Source organism: Streptomyces sp. SID13726 (assembly GCF_010548375.1).
Taxonomy (GTDB): Bacteria; Actinomycetota; Actinomycetes; order Streptomycetales; family Streptomycetaceae; genus Streptomyces.
In genome coordinates, this window is the sequence record NZ_JAAGLY010000010.1 from 183,445 (window position 1) to 199,541 (window position 16,097).

General features: G+C 73.2%; 17 protein-coding genes and 1 tRNA gene. 10 read left to right on the top strand and 8 right to left on the bottom strand.

All coding sequences use genetic code 11. The features are described 5' to 3' along the window. Positions 1–89: 89 nt before the first annotated feature. Genes G3I78_RS26260 through G3I78_RS26270 form a run of 3 tightly spaced genes read left to right on the top strand, consistent with a single transcriptional unit; the run spans position 90 to position 4,601 of the window. Positions 90–1,253, top strand: coding sequence for an HpcH/HpaI aldolase/citrate lyase family protein (locus tag G3I78_RS26260; protein WP_164428774.1), 1,164 nt, complete (start codon positions 90–92; stop codon positions 1,251–1,253). A 25-nt stretch (positions 1,254–1,278) separates the two neighbouring features. Beyond that, positions 1,279–3,774 (top strand): phosphoribosyltransferase, encoded by a 2,496-nt coding sequence (locus tag G3I78_RS26265; protein ID WP_164428776.1) that lies wholly within the window; start codon positions 1,279–1,281, stop codon positions 3,772–3,774. Next, the gene (locus G3I78_RS26270; protein WP_164428778.1) at positions 3,774–4,601 is read left to right on the top strand and encodes an HAD family hydrolase; all 828 of its coding nucleotides are present in this window, start codon (positions 3,774–3,776) and stop codon (positions 4,599–4,601) included. The genes G3I78_RS26265 and G3I78_RS26270 overlap by 1 nt, the downstream gene beginning before the upstream one ends. Positions 4,602–4,729: 128 nt before the next feature. On the opposite strand, the gene G3I78_RS26275 is transcribed toward G3I78_RS26270, so the two are convergent. From G3I78_RS26275 to G3I78_RS26290, 4 genes are all read right to left on the bottom strand, one after another. Further along, positions 4,730–5,407: a DedA family protein gene (locus G3I78_RS26275; RefSeq protein WP_164428780.1), complete on the bottom strand. Its 678-nt coding sequence runs from the start codon at positions 5,405–5,407 to the stop codon at positions 4,730–4,732. Between the two features lie 57 nt (positions 5,408–5,464). Then, the gene (locus G3I78_RS26280) at positions 5,465–5,683 is read right to left on the bottom strand and encodes a zinc ribbon domain-containing protein (protein ID WP_028807445.1); all 219 of its coding nucleotides are present in this window, start codon (positions 5,681–5,683) and stop codon (positions 5,465–5,467) included. 9 nt (positions 5,684–5,692) lie between these two features. Continuing rightward, the gene (locus tag G3I78_RS26285) at positions 5,693–7,069 is read right to left on the bottom strand and encodes a hypothetical protein (protein ID WP_164428782.1); all 1,377 of its coding nucleotides are present in this window, start codon (positions 7,067–7,069) and stop codon (positions 5,693–5,695) included. 80 nt (positions 7,070–7,149) lie between these two features. Continuing rightward, positions 7,150–7,920, bottom strand: a complete 771-nt coding sequence (locus G3I78_RS26290; RefSeq protein WP_164428784.1) for a DUF4097 family beta strand repeat-containing protein — start codon at positions 7,918–7,920, stop codon at positions 7,150–7,152. 216 nt (positions 7,921–8,136) lie between these two features. Between G3I78_RS26290 and G3I78_RS26295 the strand changes: the two genes are divergently transcribed. Further along, positions 8,137–8,208, top strand: a tRNA-Val gene (locus G3I78_RS26295). Positions 8,209–8,253: 45 nt separating this feature from the next. On the opposite strand, the gene G3I78_RS26300 is transcribed toward G3I78_RS26295, so the two are convergent. Continuing rightward, entirely contained in the window at positions 8,254–8,598 is a 345-nt protein-coding gene (locus G3I78_RS26300) for a hypothetical protein (RefSeq protein WP_164428786.1), read from the bottom strand. Positions 8,599–8,690: 92 nt separating this feature from the next. On the opposite strand from G3I78_RS26300, the gene G3I78_RS26305 reads away from it, so the two are divergent. Both G3I78_RS26305 and G3I78_RS26310 read left to right on the top strand, forming a co-directional pair. Then, positions 8,691–9,620, top strand: coding sequence for an aminoglycoside phosphotransferase family protein (locus G3I78_RS26305; protein ID WP_164428788.1), 930 nt, complete (start codon positions 8,691–8,693; stop codon positions 9,618–9,620). Between the two features lie 116 nt (positions 9,621–9,736). Beyond that, on the top strand, positions 9,737–10,315 hold the full coding sequence (locus G3I78_RS26310; RefSeq protein ID WP_203615538.1) for an AAA family ATPase: 579 nt from the start codon (positions 9,737–9,739) through the stop codon (positions 10,313–10,315). A 59-nt stretch (positions 10,316–10,374) separates the two neighbouring features. Here G3I78_RS26310 and G3I78_RS26315 read toward each other — a convergent pair whose 3' ends face one another. Further along, the gene (locus tag G3I78_RS26315; RefSeq protein ID WP_164428793.1) at positions 10,375–10,923 is read right to left on the bottom strand and encodes a YciI family protein; all 549 of its coding nucleotides are present in this window, start codon (positions 10,921–10,923) and stop codon (positions 10,375–10,377) included. A 214-nt stretch (positions 10,924–11,137) separates the two neighbouring features. Here G3I78_RS26315 and G3I78_RS26320 point away from each other — a divergent pair, with 214 nt between their 5' ends. Together G3I78_RS26320 and G3I78_RS26325 are read left to right on the top strand one after the other, a co-directional pair. Further along, positions 11,138–12,355 (top strand): MFS transporter, encoded by a 1,218-nt coding sequence (locus G3I78_RS26320; RefSeq protein WP_164428795.1) that lies wholly within the window; start codon positions 11,138–11,140, stop codon positions 12,353–12,355. Between the two features lie 16 nt (positions 12,356–12,371). After that, the gene (locus G3I78_RS26325; RefSeq protein ID WP_164428798.1) at positions 12,372–12,992 is read left to right on the top strand and encodes a dihydrofolate reductase family protein; all 621 of its coding nucleotides are present in this window, start codon (positions 12,372–12,374) and stop codon (positions 12,990–12,992) included. On the opposite strand, the gene G3I78_RS26330 is transcribed toward G3I78_RS26325, so the two are convergent. After that, complete coding sequence (locus G3I78_RS26330; protein WP_164428800.1) at positions 12,950–14,014, bottom strand: alpha/beta hydrolase; 1,065 nt, start codon at positions 14,012–14,014, stop codon at positions 12,950–12,952. The two genes, G3I78_RS26325 and G3I78_RS26330, sit on opposite strands and share 43 nt — an antisense overlap. Before the next feature lie 176 nt (positions 14,015–14,190). Here G3I78_RS26330 and G3I78_RS26335 point away from each other — a divergent pair, with 176 nt between their 5' ends. Next, positions 14,191–14,700 (top strand): GNAT family N-acetyltransferase, encoded by a 510-nt coding sequence (locus G3I78_RS26335; protein ID WP_164428802.1) that lies wholly within the window; start codon positions 14,191–14,193, stop codon positions 14,698–14,700. 39 nt (positions 14,701–14,739) lie between these two features. Here G3I78_RS26335 and G3I78_RS26340 read toward each other — a convergent pair whose 3' ends face one another. Then, a complete protein-coding gene (locus G3I78_RS26340) occupies positions 14,740–15,654 on the bottom strand; it encodes a 2-dehydropantoate 2-reductase (RefSeq protein ID WP_164428805.1) in 915 nt (304 codons plus the stop codon). 93 nt (positions 15,655–15,747) lie between these two features. Between G3I78_RS26340 and G3I78_RS26345 the strand changes: the two genes are divergently transcribed. Further along, positions 15,748–15,978 (top strand): DUF2277 domain-containing protein, encoded by a 231-nt coding sequence (locus G3I78_RS26345; protein WP_164428807.1) that lies wholly within the window; start codon positions 15,748–15,750, stop codon positions 15,976–15,978. The last annotated feature ends 119 nt before the right edge of the window (positions 15,979–16,097 follow it).

The window sequence follows — 16,097 nt, forward strand, 5'->3', positions numbered from 1 at the left end:
GGTGGGAACCTCGGACATGGGTCTCTACGTACTATTACCGGCCACCTGTGAACCGTTCACAGGTTGCACCGCAGCCACGGGGGAGTCATATGCGTCATTTCGGGCACGTAGCCCCTGAGGTGCGTCAGCGCCTCTTCCACCAGGAGCCCTGCGCGTTCACCGCGGACTCCCCGGCCCGGCTGCTCTCCGCGGCCCTGGGCGCCACGCTCTACAGTCCGGCGACGCGGCCCCGGCTGGCCGACGACATCGTGAAGCAGACCGAGCGCGGCGTGGTCTCGATGGTGCTGTGCCTGGAGGACTCGATCGGTGACGACGACGTCGCCGAGGGCGAGGAGAACCTCGTCCGGCAGTTCGCCGACCTCGCGGAGCGGGCGGTGGACCTGCCGCTGCTCTTCATCCGGGTCCGTTTCCCCGAGCAGATCCCCGATCTCGTACGACGCCTCGGTCCCGCCGTCCGGCTGCTGTCCGGGTTCGTGCTGCCGAAGTTCACCGAGGAACGCGGCATCCCCTTCCTGGAGGCCCTCTCGGCCGCCGAGGCCGCGAGCGGACGCCGGCTGTTCGCCATGCCCGTCCTGGAATCCCCGGAGCTGCTGTACCGGGAGACGCGCGTAGAAACCCTGGAGGGCATCGCCCGCGCGGTCGACAAGTACCGCGACCGGGTCCTCGCGCTGCGCCTCGGCGTCACCGACTTCTGCTCCTCCTACGGCCTGCGCCGCGCCCCCGACATGACCGCCTGGGACGTCCAGATCGTCGCCTCCGTGATCGCCGACGTGGTGAACATGCTGGGCCGCGCCGACGGCACCGGCTTCACCGTCACCGGGCCGGTCTGGGAGTACTTCCGGGTCCAGGAGCGCATGTTCAAGCCGCAGCTGCGCCGCAGCCCCTTTTTGGAGGGCCAGGCCGAGGAGCTGCGCGAGGCGCTCATCGAGCACGCCATGGACGGACTGCTGCGCGAGATCACCCTCGACCAGGCCAACGGCCTGCTCGGCAAGACCTGCATCCACCCCTCCCACGTCCTGCCCGTGCACGCGCTGTCCGTGGTCAGCCACGAGGAGTTCAGCGACGCGCAGGACATCCTGCGGCCGGAGCGCTGCGGCGGCGGTGTGCTGAGGTCGCAGTACACGAACAAGATGAACGAGGTGAAGCCGCACCGGGCCTGGGCCGAGCGCACCCTGCTGCGCGCCGAGGTCTTCGGGGTGGCCAACGAGGACATCGGCTTCGTGGAGCTGCTCGCCGCCGGAATACCCGGCTGACCGATCCGTGGACACCAAGGGACGCATGAACAAGGCAGTGAACGACGGGACACCGGGCGAGGTCTGGTCGGGGACGTGGGTCGCCGACCGGCTCGGCGTCGAACTCGTGGGCGACGCCCGACTGACCGACCTGCTGGGCCTGGCCCTGCGCCGCAACCCCAAGCGAGCGCATCTGCTGGTCTCCAACGTGCTCGGCAAACACGTCCCGCAGTCCCCGTCGGTGGTCTACGGCCAGGGCTTCGCGCTGGGCCGAAGGGTCCGTGACCTGCTCGGCGACGAGGAGGCGGCCCGCGCGGTCGTCCTCGGCTACGCGGAGACGGCGACGGGACTCGGCCACTCGGTGGCGGACGGCATCGCCCTCGCCCCCTACCTCCACTCCACCCGCCGCCCCGTCCCCGGCGTGGCCCCCGCGGGCGGCTTCGAGGAGTCCCACTCCCACGCCACGAGCCACCTCCTGCTCCCGGAGAACCCCGCACTCCTCGCCGGCGAGGGCCCCCTGGTCCTGGTCGACGACGAGTTCTCGACGGGCAACACGGTCCTGAACACCATCTGGGACCTGCACGAGAGGTATCCCCGGGACCGCTATGTCGTGGTCGCCCTGGTGGACATGCGCTCGGAGGCGGACACGGGTCGGCTGGAGTCCTTCGCGCGGGAGATCGACGCGCGGGTGGACCTGGTCGCGGCGGCATCGGGCACCGTACGCCTGCCGGAAGGCGTGCTGGAAAAAGGGCAGGACCTTGTAGCGAGGTATGAGGACGCCGGCCTGGGGGCGCGGGGCTGTAGTGAATCTGCGGCTACCGCCGCGCGGGCGCGACCAGCCCTCACGCACCCGCACCCGGCAATCCACCGCGTAGACCTGATGTGGCCCCGGGACCTCCCCGACGGCGGTCGCCACGGCTTCACCCCGGCACACCGAATACGCCTGGAGAACGCCCTCCCCGCAATGGCCGCCCGCCTGGCCGAAGCTCTCCCGGCCGATGCGGACCGCGTACACATCCTCGGCTTCGAAGAGCTGATGTACGCCCCGCTGAGACTCGCCCGCGAACTCGAACAGGTCGCTCAGGACACCGAGTTCACCTACTCCACCACCACCCGCTCACCCGTGCTCGCCGTGGACGACCCGGGTTACGCGATCCGCACCCGCCTCACCTTCCCCGCCCACGACACCCCCGCGGACGGCCCCGGCGACCGCTACGCGTACAACGTCGCCGGCGCCCGCTTCGACGCCGTGGTCGCCGTCGTCGACGACACCGCCGACACTCCCGAACTGCACGCCCCCGACGGCCTGTTGGCGCAGCTCGCCGAGCACGCCCCGCACGTCGTCCTCGTGGTGGTCCCCAGCCACACCCCCGAAAGGCCCCCCATGCTCCCCGAGCCCCTACGCGGCCCCGCGTTCTCCTCCTACGCCCCGGAGGACGTCGGCTGGCTGCTCCAGGACCTCTCGGACGTGACGCTGGAGGCGCCGACCGAGGAGCGCGAGGAGGCCATCCAGAGCGGCGGCGCGCACTACGCGGAGTCGCTGCCGGTGGAGTACCAGCCGAGCGACCACTACCAGGAGCTGTTCCAGGCGGCCCTGACGGAGTCCTCCGCGAGGCTCGCCCAGGCCGTCGGCGCGGTCACGGAGATCGTGCTCCAGGAGCGCTCGCCGCACCCCGTCCTCGTCTCCCTGGCCCGCGCGGGCACCCCCGTCGGTGTCCTGATGCGCCGCTGGGCGCAGTTCCGCCACGGCCTCGACCTGCCGCACTACGCGGTCTCCATCGTCCGCGGCCGCGGCATCGACGCCAACGCCCTGCGCTGGCTGGCCGAACACCACGACCCCGCCGACGTCGTGTTCGTCGACGGCTGGACCGGCAAGGGTGCGATCACCCGCGAACTGACCGAGGCGATAAGGGAGTTCGAGGCGCAGGGCGGCCCCGTCGGCTTCGACCCGGAGATCGCCGTACTGGCCGACCCGGGTTCGTGCGTGCGGACGTACGGCACCCGGGAGGACTTCCTGATCCCCTCCGCGTGCCTCAACTCCACGGTGTCGGGTCTGATCTCGCGTACGGTCCTGCGCGCTGACCTGGTCGGTCCGGATGACTTCCACGGCGCCAAGTTCTACCGCGAACTCGCGGGCGCGGACGTGTCGGTGGACTTCCTGGACGCCGTGGCCGCCCGCTTCCCCGAGGTCGTCGAGGCGGTCGGCGCGCAGGCCAAGGAGCTGCTGGCCGGGGACCGGGAGCCGACCTGGGAGGGCTGGGCGGCCGTCGAGCGGATCAGCGAGGAGTACGGCATCCACGACGTGAACCTCGTCAAGCCGGGCGTCGGCGAGACCACCCGGGTGCTGCTGCGCCGGGTGCCCTGGAAGATCCTGGCGCGGGCCGGGGCGGGCGCCGACCTGGACCATGTACGCCTGTTGGCCGAGCAGAGAGGTGTCCCGGTGGAAGAGGTCGCCGAACTCCCGTACACCTGCGTGGGGTTGATCCACCCCAAGTACACGCGGGGCGCCACCGGCGCCGACGGCAGGGCGGTGGCCCTCTGATGTCCGCCCAGGCCCCGGTGCTCGTCGCCAGCGACCTCGACCGCACCCTCATCTACTCCGCCGCCGCCCTCGCCCTCACCATGCCCGACCCGCGCGCGCCCCGGCTGCTGTGCGTCGAGGTGCACGAGAGCAGGCCGCTGTCGTACATGACGGAGACGGCGGCCCAACTGCTCGCGGATCTGGGGGACTCGGCGGTCTTCGTGCCGACGACGACCCGTACCCGCAAGCAGTACCAGCGCATCAACCTCCCCGGCCCCGCGCCGACTTACGCGATCTGCGCGAACGGCGGCCACCTGCTCGTCGACGGCGTCAGCGACCTCGACTGGCACGCCCGGGTCACGGCCCGGCTCGCCGACGAGTGCGCGCCGCTGGACGAGGTGCGTGCCCATCTGGAGGAGACGGCCGATCCGTTGTGGCTGCGCAAGCTCCGGATCGCCGAGGACCTCTTCGTCTACCTCGTCGTCGAGCGCGAACTGCTGCCCGAGGACTGGGTGAAGGAGTTCGCGGTCTGGGCCGAGGAGCGCGGCTGGACGGTCTCGCTCCAGGGCCGCAAGATCTACGCCGTCCCCAAGCCGCTCACCAAGAGCGCGGCCATGCGCGAGGTGGCCCGGCGCACCGGGGCCTCCCTGACGCTGGCCGCGGGCGACTCCCTGCTCGACGCCGACCTGCTGCTCGCCGCCGACCGGGGCTGGCGGCCGGGCCACGGCGAGCTGGCGGACGCCGGCTGGACCGCCCCGGCGGTCAGCGCGCTGCCCGAGCGGGGTGTGCTGGCGGGGGAGCGGATCCTGCGGGAGTTCCTGCGGGGGGCGCGGCAAGGGGCGGTCTGAGGGGTCTGAGCGTCCGGGGGCCTGGCGTACGCCGGGGGACGGTGGCTGGGGCTGGGGCTGGGGCTGGGGCTGGGGCTGGGGCTGGGGCCGGGGCCGAGGGCTGGGTTCCGGTCCCTGGGCCCGTCCGCCTACGACACCGGCTCCACGGACTCGCGTTCACGCCCCGCGTCCGTCGCCCCCGCCGCGCCCGCCCTGCGCCGCCCCGTCCCCGGGCGCCGGGACAGCCGTACCGCGACGAAGACCGCCACGGCCAGGACCGCCGCCACGAGAACCACCTTCGAGTACGCCGACACGACCTCGGTGACCTGGGCCCAGTTGGCGCCCAGGGCGTGGCCCGCGAGGACGAACGCCGTGTTCCACAGGGCGCTGCCCAGGGTGGTCAGTGTCAGGAACACCGGCAGCGGCATGCGTTCGACGCCGGCCGGTACGGAGACCAGGCTGCGGAAGACCGGGATCATGCGGCCGAAGAACACCGCCTTGGTGCCGTGCCGCAGGAACCAGGCCTCGGTCCGCTCGATGTCCGAGACCTTCACGAGGGGCAGCCGGGCCGCGAGCGCCACCGTGCGGTCACGGCCGAGGAGTGCGCCGACGCCGTAGAGCGCGAGGGCGCCGATCACCGAGCCCGCCGTCGTCCACAGCAGCACGGCGACCAGGCTCATCCGGCCGGTGCTCGCCGCGAAGCCCGCGAGCGGCAGGATCGCCTCGCTCGGGATGGGCGGGAAGAGGTTCTCCAGGGCGATGGCGACCCCGGCGCCGGGCGCGCCCAGCGTGTCCATGAGGCCGTTGACCCACTCGATGGCTGACATGGGCCCACGCTAGGGAAGCGGACCTGAAGCCAACCTGAAGAGGCTTTCGTACGGCGGTCAGCCGCAGCAACCGCCGCCGCAGCACCCTCCGCCGCCGCCCGCCTGCGGGGCCGGAGCCGACGCGGACGCCGAGCCGCCCACCGCGACCGTCGACAGCAGCTTCACCGTGTCGTCGTGGCCGGCCGGGCAGTCGGCGGGGGCGGAGGACTCGGCCATGGGGCGGCTGAGTTCGAAGGTGTCGCCGCAGGTCCGGCAGCGGTACTCGTAGCGAGGCATGGGGACAGGTTAGCCGTGCGCGCCGCCGCGCTCCTCACGGATCTGGGAGACCACCCGCGCCACCGACTGCCGTACCGCCTCCGTCTCGGTCAGGAAGTGCCAGTAGTCGGGGTGGCGGCCCTCCAGGGAGGCGACCGCCCGGTCCAGGCGGGCCACCGAGTCGTCCAGGGGGCGGGCATGCCGTGGGTCGGGGGTGTTGCGGCCGCTCATGGCGAGGCGCTGGGCGTCCCGGATGGCGAAGCGGGTGCGGTCGATCTCCTGCTGGGGGTCCTTCTGCACGGCGTTGAGGCGGCGCAGCCGGTCGCCGGCGGCGGAGACGGACTCGTCGGTGGTGTTGAGCAGCGCGCGGACCGTGGAGAGCAGGGAGGTCGCGTCCGGCCAGCGCTGTTCGTCGCGCGCGGTCCTGGCCTCGCGGAGCTTCCGCTCGGCCTGCCGGACGTTCTCCGCGGCCTGGTCCGGGACGTGCTGGAGGTCCTGCCAGCAGGCGGCCGTGAAGCGCCGGCGCAACTCGCTGAGCACCGGGTCGACCTGGCCCGCGCGCGTGGTGAGGGCCTCGGCGCGGGTGCGCAGGGAGACCAGCCGGTGGTCGATCTCCGCGGCCCGCTCCGGCAGCCGCTCGGCCTCCACCCGGATCGACTCGGCCTCCCGGGCGACCCGCTCGGCCCGCTCCAGGGTCGTCGGCACGCCGTGCTGTCCGGCGCCCTGGTTGAGCTTGGTCAGCTCGGGGCCCAGGGCGGCCAGCCGGGCGGCGAGGCCGTCGGCCTTCAGCCCCGACTCCCGTACGGCGTCCAGGGCGTTGGAGGCCGCCAGCAGACCCTGCCGGGCGCGCTCGACGGCCGGGGCGAGCCGGGCCAGCTGGGTCTCGGCCTTGCCGAGGAGCGGGCCGAGGCTGTCGCCGAAGCGGTCCAGCTCCTTCTTGACGTTGCCCAGGTCGTCCTTGGCCTGGGTGAGTTCGGTGCGCGCCTGGACGGCGACCGAGGCCTCCAGGTCGTCCCGGTCGAGGTCGTGGGCGTCGACGGCCTCGATGTAGCGGTGGCTGGCCTCGTCGATCCGCCCGCTGACCGCCGCGAAGTCGGCGACCGCCCGCCGGGCGGCGGGGGAGTCGTCGACGGCCGTGATGGTCTCTATCGAGATCCGCAGGTCCCGCTGGGCGGTGTCCAGTTCGTAGAACGCGGCCGCGGCGGCGTCCTTCGCCGCCTGCGCCTCGGCCCGCTGGCTCTCCGCCCGGCCGCCGAACCAGCGCCGGGTGCCGCCGCCGGCGAACGCGGCCGGCAGCGCGAGCGCGGCGAGCAGTGGCAGACCGACGAGGGTGAGGGTGTCCTTGAGCGCCCGGCGCTGTGCGCGCGGCACCGATGACGAGTACGGCTGCGATGGAATCGCCGTCACATCCCTCTCCCGTGCTGTGTTCCGTCCTTGCGGTGCCCGGTGTCATTCTCCCACCGGTGAAGGACGAACACACGGGCCGGTCAGTTCGCGGTTCGCACCGTGACCTTCCCGTCTCCGCTCTGGGCGGACACGAGGTGGTCGCTGGAGTCGGAGCGGGGCACGGACACGTCGACGCCGCCGTCACCGGTCTTCGTGTCCACGCGGTAGGTGGCCTTCGGCAGCTCGACGGTCACCGAGCCGTCGCCGCTGCGGGTCTCCACGCGGTCCGGTACGGCGGCCAGGCGCAGGTGGACCGAGCCGTCGCCGGTGCGGGCGGTGACCTGGCGGGAGGTGACCTCCGCGCGCATCGAGCCGTCGCCGGTGCGCAGCTTCAGGGGGCCGCTGGAGTCGGTGACCCGCACGGAGCCGTCTCCCGTGCTGATGTCGAGCGGCTGGGTGAAGCCGCGGGCCCGCACGCTGCCGTCGCCGTCCTCGACCTTCACGGCGATGTCCCGGGGCACCTCGATGCGGTGCTTGGCGGCGCAGTCGGCTATGACGCCGCTGCACTTCATCCGCAGCTTGAGCCGGTCGCCCCGCATCGACCAGGTCACCTCGGGATCCTTGCCGACCGCGACGGTGCCCTGGAACCAGCGGGTGACCTCGACTGTGCCCGACTTGTTCGAGTCGGCGGCGACGATCTCCAGCGCCGAGTCGTCGGAGTCGATGGTGAGGGTGCGGCCCTCAAGGGCGAAGGACTTGTGGTCCGGGGTCTTGTCGTCCCCGGCGGAGGCACCGCAGGCGGTGGCCCCCGCGACGACGAGCGCGACGACCCCGGCCGCGGCGGCGGCACGTGCGGGAACGGAACGGACCATGACGATCTCCCCCTGATCTGGGCCCCGGACGGGGCCGGTCGCGGGCACTCCGCGACCCTTGCTCCGACCCTAGGGACCGGGGCGGTGACCGGGGATCCGGGTCGCTCCCGGATTCGGGGTGGGGTTTTCCCCCGTACCGACCCTGAGTCCGCCCGGACCCCCGAGTAAGGGTTTGCAGGACAGGGCCCAGGGCAAGGTAGGCTGTCGACTCGTCTCGGGTGCGTAGCTCAGGGGTAGAGCGCCTGCCTTACAAGCAGGATGTCGGCGGTTCGAAACCGTCCGCGCCCACACCGAAGAGGACCCCGGCCGATCTCGGCCGGGGTCCTTCGGCGTTCACCCGGTCCGCTCCTCCCGGGGTTCGTGCGCGTGCTTCAGGCTGCTGCGGGCTTCGACGCGCTCCGGGTCGGCCACGTCCGTCCAGAAGCGGTGGGTGGTGACGAAGACCGCGAGTTCGTGTTCGCGCTGCCGGAGCTTCTCCACCTCGGCCTGTTCGTCCGGGGTCCAGCCGGGGGAGGCGGGGCGCTCCACCTTCCGCCAGCCGTTGGTGTCGCTGAAGCCGTCCAGGGGCGCGACCGACCAGGGGAGCCGCTTGAGCAGGGCCGACAGCTCGGCCCGGACCTGATGCAGCTCCTCCTGACCGGCGAGGAGGTCACTCGGAAAGTCATAGGTCTTAGCCACGCCACAATGCTACGCCTGTTCGATTTTGGGTTGCGAGTGTCTTCTGGAGGTTCATGCGAACGGACGGCACCGCCCGGCTAGCGTGGCCCCTCATGACGCACTCGGAGATCGAGATCACCGCGGAACTGGTCCGGGAACTGCTCCTCGAACACCATCCCGACCTGGCCGGACTCCCGGTGCGGCTCGGTGCGCGGGGCTGGGACAACCAGGTGTGGCGGGTCGGCGACGATCTCGCCGTACGGCTGCCCTGGGCGACGCCCACCGCGGACGAACTGCTGCGCAAGGAGCACGCCTGGCTGCCCGTGCTCGCCCCCGGGCTGCCGCTGCCGGTTCCCGTCCCGCGCCGCCTCAGCGAGCCCTCCGAGCGGTTCCCGCGGCCCTGGACCGTCACCACCTGGGTGCCGGGCACGCCCGCCGACCTGGCGCCCGCCACGCGCGCGGAGGCGGCCGCCGACAGCCTGGCCGCGTTCCTGACGGCCCTTCACCGGCCCGCCCCCGACGGGGCACCGGTCAGCCGTGACGGCCGGGGCGGGCCGCCGGCCGAGCACGCCGAGGGGTTCGCCCGGGGCCTGGCCGCGGTCACCGAGGCGGGGCTGATCCCCGACCCGGACGCCGTCCGCGCGGTGTGGGAGGACGCCGTCACCGCGCCCGTGTGGACGGGCCCGGCGATGTGGTTGCACGGCGATCTGCACCCGGCCAACGTCCTCACCGCGGACGGCACCTTCTGCGGGGTGATCGACTTCGGCGACCTCTGCACGGGCGACCCGGCCTGCGACCTCTCCGCCGCGTGGAGCCTCCTGCCGGACGGCGCCGTCGACCGCTTCCACGCCGCGTACCGGCCGGCCCCGGACCCGGCGACCCTGCGCCGCGCCCGCGGCTGGGCCGTACTGCGCGCCTTCGGCGGCCTCCTCATCGGCGAGGCCGGCCGCAAGGGCCGACCCGGAGGCAAGCCGACATGGGGTCCGCCCGCCGAGGCCGCGCTCAGGAGGCTTGTCGGGACGGCCCGTGCGGTCGGCCGCTGATGGGTGCTCGGGGTGGTGGGGGCGATGGGGGCGCTCGGGGCGCTCGGGGCGATGGGAGTGGCGGGTCGGCGGCGTCGGGCGGACCGGACGAGCCCGTGTCCGTCCATGGCGGTCCCATGCCCGTCCATGGCGGGTTCGTGTCCGTCCACGGCGGGCTCGTGTCCGTCCACCGCGGGCTCGTCGTGCTGGTCGGTCCGCCCGCCTCCGGCAAGACCGCCTTCCGCCGTGAGCTGGTCGCCCAGGGGCGGATCGACCCGGAGGCCGTCGTCTCCAGCGACGACATCCGCGCGGAGCTCTTCGCCGGTTCGCCCTCCGCCGACCCGGAGGTCTTCGACGAGCGGGACCGGCGGATCGGCGCGAGGCTCGCGGCCGGGCTCGTCGCCGTGGCCGAGTCGACGAACGTCACCCCCGAGGCACGCGCGCGACTGGCGGCCCTCGCACGGCGGTTCGGGGCCCCGGTGACCGTGCTGCGGTTCGCCCAGGACGAGGACGTACTGCTCCGGCAGCACGAGGAACGGGCGCGGGACGACATGTCCGCCGCGGACGTCAGCGCGTACGCCGCGGTCATGCGGCGGCACGCGAGCCGGGACCAACTGCTCGCGGAGGGCGCGGCGTTCGTCCACGACGTGCCCGGACGCGGCCAGGGCGTCACGGCCGCGGAGGCCGCCCGGAGGTTCACCTTCGGACGGCCCTAGGACACGGGGCGGCGGGCGGGCACGGTCAACGACCAGGTCTGGTCAACGAGCAGGCCCGGTCAGCGGCGGCCGCCGAACTCCCAGTCGTGCACCTCGACCGCGGCGTACCGGACCGGATCGAGGACGGCGCGGGCCCGCTCCGGTCCCGGGGCCCGGACCAGTGCCGCCGTGCCCAGCCAGGTGTCGCCGTCGTCGGAGAGCAGCGGGCCGAACGCGATCAGGTCGTCCCGGTCGGACGGTACGGCGAGTTCGGCGGGGTGTGCCGGGCCGAGCCCCAGGACCAGGTACCGGTCGCCCCCGGTACGGCCGCCCGGGAAGTCCCACATCGTGCGGCCCAGCAGATCGCGCCAGCGCCGCAGCAGCACGTCCCGGTACGCGCCCGCCTGGTAGTTGGGCTCGTCGAAGGCGAACGCCCGCGCGGCGGCGGGATCGGGCAGCTCGACGATGTGCACGCTCCCGGTGGGCGTCTCGCCGTCGGCGCCGAACGTCGGCCCACGGGCGATCAGTTCGGCCTCGTAGCCGTCCATGTAGGACCAGTGCGCCTCCCCCAGCTCCTCGCGCAGCGGCAGCGAGCCGGGCCGGTCACGGTGGTAGCAGAAGAACTCCATGACCCCAGAGCCTCGTCCACCGTACGACGGCTTCTCAACGGCATTTGGCGCAGCCTTCGTCCAAGTGCCGCCGTTCCTTTGTCCATGGACCCGGTGCGCCGCCGGGGGCGAGGGTCGGTGCATGAGCGTGGATCTTCAGAGGCACCGTGCGTAGGCGGGCGTACCGTGCGTAGCCGAGCACACCGTGCCTAGGCGGGCGGCCGGGCGGAACCCGATGCCGGCCGGGCTCTTCGCGCTGGCCCTCGGCGGGTTCGGCATCGGCCTGACGGAGTTCCTGATCGCCGGGCTGCTGCCGCAGGTGGCGTCCGGCTTCGGGGTGTCCGAGGCGGCAGCGGGGCGGCTGATCTCCGGGTACGCCCTGAGCGTCGCCATCGGTGCGATCGCGTTGACGGCGGCCACGGCACGGCTGCCCCGCAAGCGGGTCCTGGTCGGACTGGTGGGCCTGTTCGTCGTGGGCAACCTGCTGTCCGCTGTCGCGCCGAACTATCAGGTGATGCTGCTCGGGCGGATCGTCGCGGCGCTGTGCCACGGCTCGTTCTTCGGCATCGGCTCGCTCGTCGCGAGCGGACTGGTCGCACCGGAGCGGAGGTCCCGTGCCGTGGCGGTCATGTTCGCCGGACTGACCCTCGCGAACGTCCTGGGCGTGCCGTTCGGCGCGCTCGTCGGCGAACGGTGGGGCTGGCGGGCGGCCTTCTGGGCGGTCACCGCGATCGGCGTGCTCGCGCTGGTGGGGATCGCCGCCCCGGGGGCGGTGGGGGCGGGCGGGACGGCGCCGACAGGGGGGTCCGCCTCCGGGCTGCGGGCCCAGCTCGGGGCGTTCCGGTCCGGGCAGGTCTGGCTGACGCTGGCGGCGACCGCGCTCGGCTACGGCGGGATGTTCGGGGCGTTCAGCTACCTCGCCTACACCTTCACCGAGGTCGGCGGATTCGCCCCGGGGGACGTCGCCTGGCTGCTCATGGTCTACGGCGTCGGCCTGGTCGTGGGGAACCTGATCGGCGGGCGCGCAGCCGACCACGACCGGGACCGCGCGCTGGTGCTCGCGCTGGCCGGTCTCGCCGTCACCCTGGCCGTGTTCGGGCTGCTGGCGGGGAGCGCTCCGGCGTCGGTGGTGCTGGTGTTCCTGACCGGGTTGTTCGGGTTCGCCGGGGTGCCCGGCATGATCACCCGCGTCACCGACCACGCCCGGGGCGCGGCCCTGGCCGCCAGTGCCAACGTCTCCGCGTCCAACATCGGCAACGCCCTGGGCGCCTGGGCCGGCGGCCTCGCGATCTCGGCGGGCCTCGGCTACACCGCACCGCTGTACGTCGGTGCCGGGATCGTCCTGGCGGGCGCGGCCGTCATGGTCGTAGCGGCGAAGCTGGTCCCTTCCAGCGATGAGTTTCCGGCGCGGGCGGGGTCGTACGAAGGGTCCTACGAGGGACCAGGAGTGTGACCGGAGAGGGTTGAACATGGCCGCAGGACAGGGCACGCGGCGGGTCGGCACGGGGTTGCCGGAGCCGGAACCGCAGACCGCCGCAGGCAAGCTGCTCTGGCACTTCACGATGTCGCTGGACGGGTTCGTGGCGGGGCCGGAGCACGGGATGGACTGGATGACGGGGTGCTCGTTCCGGGACGGGCTCGTCGAGGAGTACGCCGGGACGACCGGGGCGATCCTCGGCGGCCGGAACGGCTGGGACGCCTTTCCCGACGTCAGCGGCGTCTACGGCGGTGCCTGGCAGGGACCGGTGTTCGTCCTCACCCACCACCCCGAGGACGTCGGGCCCACGACCGGCGTGACCTTCCTCGACTGTGACGTGGCCGAGGCCGCCCGGATCGCCCTGGAGGCCGCCGCCGGAAAGAACGTCGAGGTGTTCTCCGCCGACGTGGGCCGCCAACTCCTCGACCGCGGCCTCCTCGACGAGATCGACCTGCACATCGCCCCGGTCCTCCTCGGCACCGGCGTCCGGCTCTACGACAACCCCGACGGCACCCCGGTCCGCCTGGAACTGCTCAACGGCGGCGACCGGACCGCCGCCGTGAGCGTCCGCTATCGGCCCGCTCCGAGGGACCCCAGCCAGTCCGTGAGGTGACGGTTCACCTCCTCGGGACGCTCCTGCTGGATCCAGTGCCCGCAGCCGTCCAGGAGATGGGCGGCGTACAGGCCCGGGAGGGTGTCGGGGAAGGCGTCGATCGCGTCGGCGAGCCAGGTCGTGGAGGCGTCCAGGGTGCCGCCGAGGAAGAGCGAGGGCTGCCGGACGGGCGCGCCCGCGTGACCGGCCAGGTCCTCCCAGTCCAGGTCCATCGCGCGGTAGCGGTTCAGGGCACCGGTCAGCCCCGTGCGCTCGAACTCCCCGGCGTAGACGTCGAGATCGGCGTCGGTGAGCCAGGTGGGGAGGCGGTCGGTGGGGAAGCGGTCGCGGAGGCGGGCGCCGGGGGTGACGAAGTGGGGGTCGGGGAGCTGGGACCGCTGGTCCGCCGTTCGGCGGGGGTCGCCGGGCAGGGCCTGCCGGTCTGCCTCCCGGTGCGGTTCGGCGGGCATCGATCGCAGGTCGGCAGCTGGGCGCGTGTCGGGGGAGAGGGCCGTGTAGAAGCCGGCCAGCCAGCCGCGTACGTCCGGTTCGATCTCGCGCTCGGCGCGGCCCGGCTCCTGGAAGTAGGAGACGTAGAACTCCTCCTCGCCGCCCATCCGCGCGAAGACCTCGCTGGGGCGGGGGCCGCCGGGCGGGGTGTACGGCACGCTCAGCAGGCCGACCGCGTGGAAGACGTCCGGCCTCAGCAGCGCCGAGTGCGCGGCGATCGTGGCACCCCAGTCGTGCCCGACGACCACCGCGGAACGCTCGCCGAGTGCCTCCACGACGGCCACGTTGTCCGCCACCAGCTCGGTCGCCCGGTACGCCGACACCGCCGCCGGCCTCGATGAGCGGCCGTATCCCCGTACGTCCACCGCCACCGCGCGGTACCCGGCCGCGGCCAGCACCGGCAGTTGGTGGCGCCAGGAGTACCAGGACTCCGGGAAGCCGTGCAGAAGCAGGACCAGGGGCCCGCTGCCCTGCTCCACGAGATGGATCCGGCCGGCGGGACCGGGGATCAGTCGGTGGGTGGGGTGGGGCATGTGTCCTCCCTGCGTACGGCTGGTGCGCTACGGCGATCCTGTGCCGTACGGCGGCGCGGCGCGAGGTGTGTTGCCGGTTCGGCAACAAGGGGTGTGCCGCGGGGGCGGGGAGTGGGCCTCCACGGGGCCCGCATCGGGACCGGGGCACTGTCGGACCCGGCGTCTACTGTGGCGGTATGGATGAGCAGACGGTGCGGCTGGTGGGGTGGGGCGAGGAGGACTTCTGGCTGTTGGAGAGGGTCAACAGTCCGGAGATGACCGAGCACTTGGGCGGGCCCGAGAGTGCGGAGAAGCTTGTCGCGCGGCATCGGCGGTATGTCGAGCCGGGCTCGGGGCGGATGTACCGGGTCACGCTCGCGGAGGGCGGCGAGACCGTCGGGTCGGTGGGGTTCTGGGAGCGGGAGTGGCGGGACTCGCTGGTGTGGGAGACCGGGTGGGGGATCCTGCCGGAGTTCCAGGGGCGGGGGCTGGCCGCGCTGGCGGCCCGCGCCGTCGTGGTCGAGGCGCGGGCCGCTGGGGAGCACCGTTATCTGCACGCGTTCCCGAGCGTGGAGCACACCGCGTCGAACGGCGTCTGCCGCCGGGCCGGTTTCACGCTGCTCGGACAGGCCGAGTTCGAGTACCCGAAGGGGCACTGGATCACGTCGAACGACTGGCGGTTCGATTTGACCGACGGCCAGGGGTGAGAGGTGAGGGGTGAGCGGTGCCCTCGCCCTCGGGGCCCGTCAGCTGTCGTCGGCCGTCAACTCCCGTACCACCCTGGTCGTTACCGGTGCCGGCACGCCGTGCCGCTGCGCCGCGCGCAGCAACGCCCCGCCGATCGCGTCCAGTTCGAGCGGGCGGCCCGCTTCCGCGTCGCGCTGCATGGACGACTTGGTCCCGGGCGGGAAGGCGTCGTAGCGGGCGAGGGCCTGGGCGGGGTCGGAGGGGCCGCCGTTCGCCGCGCTGACCGCGGCCGTCTCCTCGACCAGGGCGGTCAGCTCCTCGCGGTGGTGCGTGCGGACGTCGCCGAGGGGGAGGCGGTGCAGGGTGGTCAGGAGGGCGAAGGGGGCGAGGAACGACATCTTGGCCCACAGGGTCGCGGACTCGTCGTCCAGGACCCGGGTCCTCGGACCGGCCGCGGTGAGGGCGGCGGCGAGGGTGTCGAGGCGGGCGCGCGGGACGGTGTCGCCGGTGAGGTCGATCTCGGCGAAGGGGCTGCCGTGTTCGATCACGCCGGGGGACACCCGGGTCGACTCGACGCGGATCACCGCGGGGGCGACCTGGTCCGGGCGGTAGCGGGCGCGGAGGGTCGCGGGGTGTTCGACGCCGTTCAGGAGCGGGACGAGCAGGGTGTCGCCGAGGGTCTTGGGCGGGACGCGGTCGAGGGCCTGGTCGAGGGTGGTGTGCTTGACGGCGATCACACAGGCGTCGACCGGTCCGCGGAGTTCGGTGTCGGCCTCGACGGGGGTGGTGAAGTCGCCGTAGAGGCCGCTGCGGAGGTGGATGCCGGTGGTGCGGAGCGTGGCCGCCGTCTCGTCGCCGGCCAGGCAGATCACCCGGTGGCCGGCCCGTGCGAGGAGTGCGGCGAGGAGGCCGCCGGTGCCGCCGGGGCCGAGTACGGCGACGGTGAGCTGTTCTTGTGCCAAGTCGTGCGTCATGCGCGGGTGTTCCTCTCGTGGGTCGGCCCCCGTGGTGGGTGGCCGCCGCTGAAGCAGGGGCGAGTTCTCTCTCCCGGAGGCAGACTTGTCGTCATGTGCCGAAGTATCAAGACGCTCCGTCCGCCCGTCCTGCCCGAGGAGGCCACGGAGGAGGAGATCCGGGCCGCCGCCCTCCAGTACGTCCGCAAGGTCTCCGGCTTCCGGGCCCCGGCCGCGCACAACCAGGAGGTCTTCGACCGAGCCGTCTCCGTCATCGCGGAGGCCACGGCCGAACTCCTGGCGGGGCTGGAGGTCCGGGGGACTCCACGCCGCGAGGCAAGCTGACCAGATCAGATCTGGCCTGCCTGACGTGTGCTCGGTGCCGAGGCGGCCCGGGGTCGGTTCCGCCCGCCCGCACCGGCGCGGCGCCACTTCCATAGGCCGCGAGCAGCGCCACGACTGCC